This window comes from Undibacterium sp. Ji50W, assembly GCF_049340445.1.
Lineage (GTDB): Bacteria > Pseudomonadota > Gammaproteobacteria > Burkholderiales > Burkholderiaceae_D > Undibacterium.
In genome coordinates this window covers 163454-175903 of record NZ_JBMPOX010000010.1, presented here as the reverse complement: position 1 = coordinate 175903, position 12450 = coordinate 163454, and the positions used below count along the sequence as shown (strand labels likewise).

Here is a 12450-nt window from a genome sequence, read left to right as displayed (position 1 = left end):
GTGGATAAATTCCATGTCCAATTCAAACAATAGCCAGTGAAAATTAGGGCAATTCGCGATGCACCTCACACCAGTCCAAACCAAAAAGAAGCGACGCTGTACTTTGATCGATGTCAACAATTCAATGCGATAATCTGTCAGCAAGAAAAATCGTGAGGCAAGCGCGTCAGAAATTTATCGATTTACAAGAAACCCATGAAAATCACCGTCCTGTTCCCCACCCAGACCGAAGCCAGCCTGTTTCAGCGTGACGATGTCAGCACCGTCATCTCTGGTGTCGGCCTGAGCGCCACGGCGCATGCGACGACCAAACTGATCTGTCAGCACAAGCCGGACTTGCTGATCATGGCAGGCATCGCCGGTGCCTACCCCCATTCTGGCCTGAAGATCGGCGATGTCTGCCTGGTCGCCACAGAAGTGGAAGGTGATCTCGGCTTCTTCACCCCGTCCGGCTTTGTGCATCTTGCCCACTTACCGATAGACATGGAATTTGAACGCCGCCATACCCTGGCCTGCCCGCATCTGCCAGCCAAGCCGCTCCTCCCGCTGGCGCGCAGCATGTCATTGAATGCAGCCATGGCACCGTTTGTGAATACCGGCGAAGTTGATCTGGAAAACATGGAAGGCGCCGCTTTTTTTCATACCTGCCTGCAAGAAAATCAGGCTTTCCTGGAGTTGCGCGCCATCTCGAATTTTGTCAATATCCATAATGATGAATGGGACATGCAAGGCTCGGTCAAGGCCATGACCGCTGGCCTGCATCAATTGATAGACTCGCTAGTACTATCCACATAGACTCATTCTGTTTATGTCAGAATGAGTTACAAAAATTGATCTGTCAATGCAAGCAACAGACAAGGGCAATCCGATACCATTTTTCATGAAGGCAAACATGAATGATCCAAGGCCTGCGTCTGACAGCACGACTGAACTGCATTACAGAATGCCGTCAAAATAAGCAGTAATTGTTACCTGTGCTGTCGCACCGGCTGGTCTACAGTGGTAGCTGTGTTGACACCGCCACGATCAAGGATAGCAATGAAAATCACGGACATCCCCTTTGGCACCACAGACTGGAATTCGATAGCAACGACCACCCATCCGGGGGTGACCGGCACCGCCTACTGGCGCACCTGCCACTTCGGTGACATACGGGTGCGCATGGTCGAATACACGCCCGGTTATCTGGCCGACCACTGGTGCAGCAAAGGCCATATCTTGCTATGCCTGGAAGGCGAACTGCACACGGAACTGGACGATGGCCGCGTAGTGAGCTTGCGGGCAGGCATGAGCTACCAGGTAGCCGATAGTGCCGAAGCCCATCGCTCATCGACCACTACCGGTGCCAGGCTGTTTATTGTTGATTGAGAGATCAGACCAAGCAATTGAGATAGCAGCCTGCACCAACGTAAACCCAGTAAAATGGGCAGGTTGAATTTATGCACATGCTACTCACCATATCTTGAACCAGCCCAATTCCATTACCTATCCAGTCAGACACCAGGTCTTCCCTGTGCACCCCAAGCTGACGACCCTGCTCATGCATGTACTGGTGGTGGAACTGGATGACTGCAAGGCATCCTTACCCGCTACGCTATGTCCAGCCATCATGCTGTTCGTGCGTGGTGGTGGTCACATAGAAAATGCAGACCAAAGTCGTACAGAATCACCACGTTTTTTCTTGCGTGGACCGACCATGACGCCCATGCATGTGCACTATCCGGCAAATACCCTGGCGCTCTCGGTCTGCCTGCGGCCCGGCATGCTGCATCAGGCTACCGGCCTGAACGTCAACGACATCGCTGATGGCTACATCGCGATGGACAGACTGGTGGCCAAAGAAAAACTCAGTGCATTTTTACGCTCTTTGGACAGCGAGCTTGAGATCGGCCACATCGTCAAGCTGTTCCAAGATTTTTTGCTGGAGATACTTGATCATCAAAAAAAGGGTAGTATCGGTGCTGCATTTCTGGCTGCACATAAGAAAATCTTCTTTCCCCTGCTGGACCTGTCCGCCTATTTTGGGATAGGGCAAAGGCAGCTTGAACGCCGGGTACGTGATGCTTTTGGTGTCACGCTACGCGATGTCCGGCGTATCGTGCGCTTTGGCCAATCCCTGCCCGCCCTGATCAGACCGGATGTAGCCTGGGGTGACCTGACCCAGATTGCGCAAGACACCGGTTATTACGACCAGGCCCATATGCACAGGGAATATCTGGAGCTGGCGGGCATTGCCCCGGCCCAGCTAAGGCAAAAAATCAATAGCCAGGACCCGGCTTACTGGATTTACCGCATCGCTACGCAAGATTTCTACGATCTGTTTTTATCGGTCGAATGACGGGTCGGTACAAATTTGACGCTTTGATACAAGTGCGCGGCAAACATATTGTTTAGACTGTTTTCCATGATTAAACATGAGGAAGCAAGATGAGCGAGACTGAAAACAACATCGTAGCGGGCACCGTAGCGGGTAAGTCAAATGCAAGCTTGCAGGTCAGGCATTTGCATATCGATTTCTCTAAGGGCTTTCCACGCCACTGGCTGGGTAACGATGCGTTTCGCTCACAGTTATTCAATGCCCAGTCCTTCAGCTTTCCTCTGGGGGAGCAGTATTTCATCGACAGCGTACGCGCTGCCCTGCCGCTACTGAGCGATGAAAAACTGAAAGCCGATGTTAAGGGTTTCATCGCTCAGGAATCCACCCACCGCCATATCCATGAACAATACAACCTGCAACTGAATGCCCAGGGCCTGAGTTATTTCATCGAACCTTTTGTAGCCTGGCGCATACGCACGGCAGCCGGGCTGAATGTCAAAAACAACCTGGCCATCACCATGGCGTATGAGCATTTCACTGCAATTTTTGCCGACGGTGTCTTGAGTGAAGCAAAATGGGTGGAGGATGCTGTAGAGCCGATGAAACGTTTATGGACCTGGCATTCGATAGAAGAAACCGAACACAAATCAGTGGTTTTTGATGTCTATCAAGCGCTGGGAGGTGGTTACTGGCGGCGCGTCGCCTGGTTACTCTATGTGACGATACTGTTCAGCTTTGACACCGCGGTACAGACTGCCCATTGTCTGTATCGCGATGGCGAATTATTCAAAGCTAAAACGCTATGGCAAGGATTGAAATTTTATTTTGGCCGCCGTGGCTTGTTATGGTTTTCCTTACCCCAGTATCTGGCTTACTTCAAACCAGGATTCCAGCCATGGGAAAGAGACAATCTACATCTGACCAAGGATTGGCTGACAACAAATGCGGATATTTACAAAAACGTTGGAGTAACTACACCGGCTGCAGGCAAGCCATAATTTCATGAACCAAATTGATTCACACCGGCACGCCAGCAGAGGGGACCAAGCGTCCGTCAACCAGTTCAATAATGCGGTCGCAGCGTCTTGCCAGCTCCATATTGTGGGTCACCATCAAAAAAGTTGTCCCATTTTCTGTATTGACCTTGCGCATAAGCTCAAATATGGCATCGGTGGATTTGGTGTCCAGATTGCCTGTAGGTTCGTCTGCCAAGATAAGCGGTGGGTTTAATGCCAGTGCCCGTGCAATGGCGACACGCTGCTGCTGCCCACCAGACATATTACCCACCATGCTATCCTGCCATTGTGCGAGCCCGACTTGTGCCAGCAAAGCCTGTGCGCGCTCGCGCATGGCGGTATTTGGTCTGCCTTTCTGCATCAACATCGGCATCATGACATTTTCTGTCGCGCTAAAAGCGCTCAGAAGATAATGCGCCTGAAACACAAAACCAATCGCCTCTCCGCGCAGACGGGTCAATTCCGCATCGTCCATGTGGCTGGTTTCTTTGTTGATCAGATACAGTTTGCCACTAGTTGGTCTGTCCAACAGACCGATAATATTCAATAGGGTACTTTTTCCCGAACCGGATGGTCCAATCAAGGCGGCAAATTCACCTTTCTGTATCGACAAATCAATGTCGTGCAAAACCTGTGTCTCTGCCTGTGTACCGACAGCATAGAATTTATTCAAATGCTCAAGGCGAAGTAGAGAATCAACCACGAATAGCCACCACGGGATCAAGCCTGGCTGCGCGAATTGCCGGAGTGACAGCAGCCAGCAGGCCAGTCAGCGTCGCAATCAGGGCACTCCAGAGAAACAGGCTCATATCCATGCTGATAGGGAACATGGGCGTACCGTCGGGGTTCTTGGCTATCATCCTCCAGCCAGCCAACAAACCGGTCGCCAGGCTGGAGCCCAAGATAGAACCCAGCAAACCAACGACTGCCCCCTGTATCAAAAATATACGCATGACCTGCCTGCGCGTACCCCCCATTGCGCGCAAAATACCAACTTCTTTCTGGCGTTGAACTACCGACACCACCAACACGCTGGCAATACCTGCCGCGACAGATAAGGCAACAAAAATACGTATCAACAAACTTGAATAAGTCTGTGCCCGCATACCTAGAAAGAACTGGCTGTTGGCAGCAATCCAGCTCATCGCTGTCAGGCCGGTCGTATTGGCAATTGCCTGAGCAATATCTTCTGCTGCATAGGGGTCACGCACGGTCAGATCTATACTGGAGACGCCACCGACCATGCCCAGCAGATTCTGTGCTGTGGATAATAAAACATAGACAGTGCGCTGATTAGCGCCGCGACTGCCCAAGTCGAAAATACCGGCGATATTCAAATTCAGGCTGGCACCTGCAGCACTGGTGACACGTAATTTGTCACCCAGTTGCACTCCCATGTCATCCGCCAGTTGCACACCAATCAGCATGTCAGTATTCATCATGCGACCACTGCCACTCACCATTTTTTCTGGTAAAGGGACTATTTTCATGTAAGCATCAGGCTCTATGCCGAGCAGAGATATGGCCTGGGTTGCACTGCCACGTACCACCAGCGCCGGACCGCTGGCACTGGCTGATACCGCAAGGACATCCGCACGCGACTGCATTTGATCACGCACTTTTTGCCATTGATCAATGGTGTTCATGCGTTGGGATGGTTTTTGTACCGTCGATGCGACAAGCTTGCCAGGCGACGCCGTCAACACGTTAGTGGCTTGCTCTTTTGGTCTTTCCAGACTGATATGGGCTTGCGAACTGAGTACACGTTTGAACAAATTTCCCTGCATGCCCGACAACAGCGCCGACATGAAAACAATCACGCCTACACCAATCGCCACTCCCAGAATGATGAATAAGGACTGCATGCGTCCCTCACGCAAAAAGCGAATCGCGACTATCCATTCAAACGGCAACAGACTGTTCATGACTTGCTACCATTCTTGCTTTCTTTGGGTAAATCAGCGCGTACCCGCTTGCCTTCCGCGACAGTAATCCCCGTAGCTGGCAAGATCAAATCATTCTCATTTAAGCCAGACAGCACTTCAACACTCTTGTCGCCGCGAACACCAATTGTGATAGCTCTGTGCTCTGTCTTGTTGTCTTTCAACAGCATCACCCAAGGTGAACTGGCAGCATCATGTACAGCATCAATGCTAATAGACAGGGCATCTTTACGCCTGGCCACTTCAATTTCAACTGACACCGTCATATCCTGTTTCAAGAAAGCGGGTGGATTGTTGACCGTCAGTTTGACATCGACAGATCCGCGTTGCGCATTAATGCCAGGGTTAATATAAGTCAGCACAGCAGGAAATTTTTGCCCCGGATAGGCATCTGCCATTGCCTGGGCGCTTTGATTCATTTGCAGATAGCGCAGATTTTTTTCATCAATCTGTATCAGCAACTGGGTCAGGCCCACAGGCGACAACACCATCAACACCTTGCCAGGCTGGACAATATCGCCACGTTCAACATCACGCGATATCAATACACCGTCACTGACAGCCCGTATCTGCATGTGCAGCAATTTTGCCATTGCTGCATTTTCTGCAGCCCTGGCCTGGTCCAGTGCGGCAGTCGCCAACTGATAATCACTGCCGGCTGGTTTGCTGCTTTGAATTTGTAGTCTTACACTATTGAGCTGGCTACGTGCAACATCCAGATTGCGTTTGGCATCATCCAATTGTGCCTGCCCAACAAAACCCTGAGCAACCAATTCACGTGTCCGGTCAAATTGCTTTTGCACATTAGATAGATTGGCCTGTGCCTGCACAAAAGATTGCTCCGCCAACGGTTGGGTTAAATCCTGTAATTGCTTGATTTTGATCTCGGCCTGATGCACATTGGCTTGAGCCAGTTCCAGCGCAGCAGTTTCATCGGCGGCTTCCAACTCGATCAATAGTGCTCCCGCCTTGACCGTTTGCCCCTCCTTCACCGGCACATTGGCAACCCGGCCCGTCACCTGTGCACCAATATCAACACGCGCCGGGGTTTCAACCCGACCACTGGCGACCACGGTTTGTATCAGTTCACCGCGTTGCAACTGGTAGACTTTGACTTTGGCGCCAAACAGCAATGGACGGGCAAAATAAGCGATTACGACAAGGGTAAGAATCGCCAGGATACCAGTCAACACATTACGCCTGTTCAAAAATCCGGCTTCTTTAGTCATCGAAAACCCTCTGGTTTTTAGAGCGTGTGGAAATATCCGACAAGCAGGGCCGGCGCATCCCATTTGAATACAATGGACTCTGCGTGACTGAAGATCAACATTCCCTGTTATTGCCCGGCTTACTGGCCTTTTGTCGCCAAATCACGAACGCAAATCCGTGGCAACCTGAACGCGTAGGCGTTCAATCGGGTCCAGCTCGTCAAAAGATATGAGCCACCTATGTCAAGTGTCCTTCAATTGATGCAGTGCATATTGATATTTAGCAAGCTCGCAATAAAAAAGCTCGCCAGAGGCGAGCTTTTCATCAGGACTTTCTCAGTCTAAAGTCAAAGCAATCAGCTTAGTGCTGCAGCAAGGCATTCACTTCTGCCAGATCTTCTTCTTTTAGCGTACCAGCGGCAGACTTCAGGCGCAGGCCGTTAAGGACAGTGTCATAACGCGCTTTTGCCAAAGTCTGACGGGTTGTGTACAATTGTTGCTGTGCATTCAGCACGTCGATATTGATACGCACGCCAACCTGATAACCGAGTTTATTTGAATCCAGAGCAGACTGGCTGGAGATTTCTGCAGCTTCATACGCCTTCACTTGGGCCAACCCGGAAGTCACACCAACAAAAGCCTGACGTGCGCCCTGAGCCGCTGTGCGGCGTGCGTTTTCATAATCACTGCGTGCCTTGTCTTCCAGTGCAATCGATTCCTTGACACGGCTGTTAACAGCAAAACCAGAGAACAGCGGGATATTCCATTGTACGCCTATGGTAGTCGGCTTGATGACGCCGCTTGAAGGCGGGTTGGTCGCGCCACCGGTGGTCTGGCGACCGGTCGTCGCTACCAGGTCAACTGTGGGGTAATGACCGGCACGGTTTTTTTCGATATCACGCTTGGCAATTTCCACCGCAACTTGCGAAGCGACCACACTGTAGTTTTGCTTTTCTGCCGAACCAACCCAGTCATCAATCACTGCCGGTTGTGGCGCATTCAGTTTGACGCCAGGTCGCAATGGTGCCAGTTCACCGGCTTCTTTGGCAATAATTTGCTGCAAGGCTGCGCGCTTGATTTCCAAATCACTCTGGCCTGCATATTCCTGTGCAGTCACCAGGTCATAACGTGCTTGTGCTTCATGCGTGTCAGTGATGGTTGAGGTACCTACTTCAAAATTGCGTTTGGCAGAAGCCAATTGTTCAGAGATGGCGCTCTTTTGTGCACGCAGGGTTTCTAGTGTATCCAGCGCTGCCAGTACATCGAAATAAGCTTGCGCTACCCTTACGATCAGGTCTTGTCTGGACTGGGCAAACTGCGCTTCGGTGACCAGCAGCAAGAGTTTGCTTTGTTCATATTGCTGCCAGTTGGTCCAGTTGAACAAGGGCTGCGACAGCGCCAGCGTCCAGGCATTGGATGTGCCTTTCACGGTATGCGAACCAGGAAAGGCATCGACTTCAGCATCGGTGCTGGATTTGGTGTCCGATCCTCTCAAAGCGATACCTGGCAACAGGCCGGCACGACCTTGTATTGGTTTTTCCTGTCCAGCCGTCAACGATGCGCGGGCACTCGCATACTGCGCATCATTTGCCAAAGCATCCTTGTAGATTTGCAGCAAATCTGTGGCGTTTGCATTCAGCGAAAGGAAGGCACTGGCAAGCAGTGTGGCAAGAATAGGATTACGCATGTAACGCTCCGAAAAAAAGTGAATTAATAGGTAGGCATTGCTGGGTCGACTTGCTGCGCCCATGCATGCACCCCACCCGTCAGGTTAATTGTCTGGGTATAACCCTGACGCTCTAAAAAATTTGCTACCTGCATACTGCGTCCACCGTGATGACAGATGCAGACAATCACGTCATCCGGTTCCAGTTCATGAAAACTCGTTGGTACCGTTTGCATGGGCATCAGTTGCACACCGGGGATATGACAAGTCTGATGCTCCCATGGTTCCCGTACATCGAGTAAAACAGGTGGATTTCTACTGCTATCGTTCAGCCATTGTGCAAGTTCGGTGGCAGTGATGTGTTGCATGATTTTTTTCCAGTTTGTTCTAGCGTATCGGTTTCAAATTACAAGCTGAAATGAGAAACCGGTGCAGCACCAACAGCAGGGGCAACCACGGTTTCAAACAAATTGCGTGTCGATACATCTGTGCCAGAAGTACGGGTCTGCAACTGTGCAGTCAGGGTCGGCAGTTGACCAACAAACGCCAACAGACGCCCACCGGTATTCAACTGCTTTTGCAATTGCTCTGGCACTTGCTCCAGGCCACCGGCGATGACAATGGCGTCATAGGTGCCGGTGTCTTTGAAACTGAATGCATCTGCCAATACGACATCCACATTACTCACATGGTTGTTGGCCAGATTAGCAACCGCCAGGTCACGCAGGCCTGGAGATGATTCCAGTACCGTGACATGACGCGCGCGATAGGCCAGCAGTGCTGCCAGGTAGCCGTTACCAGCGCCGATCAGCAATACTGTTTCCTGCTTCTTCAGGGCCAGTTCTTCCAGGATGCGGGCTTCCAGTTTTGGCGTCATGGCCTTGCTGCCATCTGGCAACGGCAATTCGGTGTCAAAAAAAGCCAGGCTTTTTTGTTCTGCCGGGAAATAATCCTCACGCTTGACAACGATCAGCATGTCCAGCACTTCCTGGTTCAAGACATTCCATGGACGGATTTGTTGTTCTATCATGTTGAAGCGGGCTTTTTCGATGTTCATTTCTTTACTCGATTGCAAAATTAATAGGGAACCGGCATTTTATCAAAGCACTTGGGCAGTTTGACGATTACCTCGCCATTTTTGCGTAATCCATAGACCAAGATCATCCAGATAGGTATAAATCACTGGCACAACCACCAAAGTCAGCAATGATGAAGTGATAATCCCACCTATCACTGCCTGCCCCATCGGTGCACGCTGCTCGGAACCTTCGGACAAGGCAAATGCCAATGGCACCATGCCAAATACCATTGCCAGCGTCGTCATCAAGATGGGGCGCAAGCGCACATGGGCGGCCTCCAGCAAGGCTTCCATACGATTCATGCCATTTTTTCTCGCCTGATTGGCAAAATCTACCAGCAAAATGGCATTCTTGGTAACCAATCCCATGAGCATGATGAAACCGATGATGGAAAACATGTTCAGCGTAGAGCGGAAGAACATCAAAGCCAGGAACACGCCTATCAAAGTCATGGGCAGGGCCGACATGATGGCGATCGGCTGCAAGAAGCTGGCAAACTGTGACGCCAGGATCATGTAGATGAAGATCACCGCCAGGGCCAGAGCCGACAGCGCATAGCCAAAGGATTCGGTCATGTTCTTGGTCGCGCCGCCCATCTTGTAGCGATAGCCAGGTTGCCACTGCATGCCTTCCAGCACTTTTTTAACTTCAGCACTGACTTCTCCGGCCGAACGGCCAACCACATTGGCCGACAATTCGACTTCACGGTTCAAATCACGACGATTGATCTGGTTGGCACCGGTCGATGGCTTGATATCAGCCACCTGGCGCAAGGGCACCATTTTCGGTGAGCCATCGGCATTCGTCTGTGAACTGGTCAGCATCAGGCGCGACAGGTCTTCGGCATTATTCCTGTCATTGGGTGACAGACGCACCGTGACATCATAGTTTTCATCATCCGGCGCACGCCAGGTGGTGGCGATTTCACCCGCCAGCAAGGGCCGCAGGGCACCGCCTATCTGCGCCACACCGACACCCAGGTCAGCCCCGATATCACGGCGTGGCTGTACCGAGATGGTCGGTTTTTGCGCCTTCAGGCTGGAATCCAGATCGACCAGGCCAGGAATAGTACGCAATTTTGCCTGCACCTGTTCCGACAATTTACTTAGTTCCACCAGGTCACTACCTTGCAGGCTGAAGCGCAGGTTCTTGTTATCACCACCCACGCCATCGAGTGCGCCGATATGGGTGACGGTGATACCGGCAATCTGGCTCAAACGGGCGCGCAACGGTATCGACATCTGCACCGTGGTTCTGGCCCTGTCCTTGCGTGGCACCAGGCGAATAAAAGTGGTCACATAATTCTTGCCCTGGGCCGAACCGGTGTTCACCGTGCTGTAGGTATCCAGTACTTCCGGGAATTCCTTGACCACGGCTTCCACCTGATGCACCTTGGTTTCTGTCAGTTCCAGCGATGAACCTACTGGTGTGTAATAGGTGACGCCGGTTTCAGAGTAATCTGCCTGCGGCACAAATTCGGACCCGATCAGGCCTGTGCCGGGTATTGCCAAACCCAGGAAAAAAGTCAGGCCAGCGATCAGCAGGGTTTTGATGCGGTGCTTGAGCGACCAGCGCAACATGACTTGATAGCCGCGTGAAAACCACTGCACGCCACGTTCGAACTGTTCGAGTACCCGGCCTATGCTGTTTGCATACCAGCCCTTGCGGATGGACTTGCCGTTTTCATCTACCGTGGGATGACCATGCGCATCGGGGTCGGGCCAGATGGATGACAACATCGGGTCCAGCGTGAAGGATACAAACATGGAAATCAGCACGGCAGCCGTGACGGTAATGCCAAACTGATGGAAGAAACGGCCAATGATGCCGCCCATAAAACCCACAGGCAAAAACACCGCGACGATAGAAAAAGTGGTCGCCAGCACGGCCAGGCCGATTTCTGCGGTACCTTCCAGCGCAGCCGTATGGTGATCCTTGAACTTGCCATTCACTTTCATGCCGGCGTGACGCACGATATTTTCGCGCACCACGATGGCATCATCAATCAGCAAACCCACACACAATGACAGGGCCATCAGGGTGATCATGTTGATGGTGAAACCAAACATGTCCATGAACAAAAAGGTACCGATCAGTGCCACCGGCAAGGTCAGGCCGGTGATGACGGTAGAACGCCAGGAATTCAGGAACAGGAAGACAATCAATACCGTCAGTGCAGCCCCTTCTATCAGGGTACGGCGGACGTTTTCCACTCCCACCCGTATCTGGCGGGAACCATCCTTGATGACCTGTACCTTGACACCCGGGTACTGTGCCTTCAACTGTGGTTCCAGTGCCTTCAGGGCATCGGTCAGGCCATTGGCAACTTCTATGGTGTTTTGCCCCTGGGCTTTCAGAATATCCAGTGCCACAGTGCGCTGGCCGTTATACAGTGCCAGGCTTTCCTGCTCTTCCTGTCCATCCAGCACGGTCGCCACTTGCGACAGCAAGACCGGCTGCCCTCCACGGCGGGCAACGATGATGCGGCCAAAGTCTTGCGGATTCTGGATGCGCCCCTGTATCTGCACGACCTTTTCATTATCAAGCGCACGGATGGCACCGGTGGGCAGTTCCTGGTTCTCATTACGCAGGGCATTGATGACCTGATCCACACCCAGGCCCAGTGCTTCGAGTTCATTCGGTTTCAGGTAAATCTTGATCTCGCGCTTGACGCCACCGACCAGGGTAACAGAACCGACACCGCGTACATTTTCCAGACGCTTTTTGACAAGTTGATCACCGATGGTGGTCAGCTCGCGGAAATCGCGTTTCTTGATCTTGTCGTCATTCGTCACCGATACTGAAAAGATCGGCTTGTCCGACGGGTCATAGCGGGTGACCCGTGGTTCCTTGACCTCTTTGCGGAAGGTGGATTTGATCAGGGCCACTTTTTCACGCACGTCCTGCGCTGCCTGTGCCGGGTCTATCGTCAGATCGAATTCCAGAATGACCACCGACGTGCCTTCATAGGAACGCGATGTCAGTGCGCTGATGCCATTGATGGTGTTGACGGTTTCTTCCACCTTGCGTGTCACATCTGATTCGATGGTTTCCGGCGAAGCACCCGGATAATCAGTCTGGATAACCACCACCGGAAAGGTAATGTCAGGGAATTGATCAACCCGCAGACGCTGGTAAGAAAACAGGCCGAGCACCACAAAGGCCACCATCATCATGGTTGCCAGCACCGGGTTGCCTATACTGATACGTGTGAACCACAT

At 51.8% G+C, this 12450-nt stretch carries 11 protein-coding genes; 4 read left to right on the top strand and 7 right to left on the bottom strand.

Features of this window, described 5'->3' with window-relative positions; translation table 11 throughout:
- The first annotated feature begins 195 nt into the window (after positions 1–195).
- From ACO0K9_RS15975 to ACO0K9_RS15960, 4 genes are all read left to right on the top strand, one after another.
- On the top strand, positions 196–795 hold the full coding sequence (locus ACO0K9_RS15975; RefSeq protein ID WP_422986626.1) for a hypothetical protein: 600 nt from the start codon (positions 196–198) through the stop codon (positions 793–795).
- Between the two features lie 243 nt (positions 796–1038).
- Positions 1039–1368 carry a DHCW motif cupin fold protein gene (locus ACO0K9_RS15970; protein WP_422986624.1) on the top strand — a complete coding sequence of 110 codons (330 nt, stop codon included), beginning with the start codon at positions 1039–1041 and terminating at the stop codon, positions 1366–1368.
- 94 nt (positions 1369–1462) lie between these two features.
- On the top strand, positions 1463–2338 hold the full coding sequence (locus tag ACO0K9_RS15965) for a helix-turn-helix domain-containing protein (RefSeq protein ID WP_422986622.1): 876 nt from the start codon (positions 1463–1465) through the stop codon (positions 2336–2338).
- 89 nt (positions 2339–2427) lie between these two features.
- Positions 2428–3315 (top strand): metal-dependent hydrolase, encoded by an 888-nt coding sequence (locus ACO0K9_RS15960; RefSeq protein WP_422986620.1) that lies wholly within the window; start codon positions 2428–2430, stop codon positions 3313–3315.
- Between the two features lie 19 nt (positions 3316–3334).
- On the opposite strand, the gene ACO0K9_RS15955 is transcribed toward ACO0K9_RS15960, so the two are convergent.
- From ACO0K9_RS15955 to ACO0K9_RS15925, 7 genes are all read right to left on the bottom strand, one after another.
- Positions 3335–4006 (bottom strand): ABC transporter ATP-binding protein, encoded by a 672-nt coding sequence (locus ACO0K9_RS15955; protein ID WP_422986618.1) that lies wholly within the window; start codon positions 4004–4006, stop codon positions 3335–3337.
- Between the two features lie 22 nt (positions 4007–4028).
- Positions 4029–5258: an ABC transporter permease gene (locus ACO0K9_RS15950; RefSeq protein ID WP_422986616.1), complete on the bottom strand. Its 1230-nt coding sequence runs from the start codon at positions 5256–5258 to the stop codon at positions 4029–4031.
- Entirely contained in the window at positions 5255–6505 is a 1251-nt protein-coding gene (locus ACO0K9_RS15945) for an efflux RND transporter periplasmic adaptor subunit (RefSeq protein WP_422986614.1), read from the bottom strand. Before ACO0K9_RS15945 ends, ACO0K9_RS15950 begins: the two co-directional genes overlap by 4 nt.
- A gap of 340 nt (positions 6506–6845) precedes the next feature.
- Positions 6846–8171 (bottom strand): TolC family outer membrane protein, encoded by a 1326-nt coding sequence (locus ACO0K9_RS15940; protein WP_422986612.1) that lies wholly within the window; start codon positions 8169–8171, stop codon positions 6846–6848.
- Between the two features lie 23 nt (positions 8172–8194).
- Positions 8195–8518, bottom strand: a complete 324-nt coding sequence (locus ACO0K9_RS15935) for a rhodanese-like domain-containing protein (protein ID WP_422986610.1) — start codon at positions 8516–8518, stop codon at positions 8195–8197.
- Positions 8519–8556: 38 nt separating this feature from the next.
- Positions 8557–9207, bottom strand: a complete 651-nt coding sequence (locus ACO0K9_RS15930; RefSeq protein WP_422986608.1) for a protein-L-isoaspartate O-methyltransferase family protein — start codon at positions 9205–9207, stop codon at positions 8557–8559.
- A 42-nt stretch (positions 9208–9249) separates the two neighbouring features.
- Positions 9250–12450, bottom strand: coding sequence for an efflux RND transporter permease subunit (locus ACO0K9_RS15925; protein ID WP_422986606.1), 3201 nt, complete (start codon positions 12448–12450; stop codon positions 9250–9252).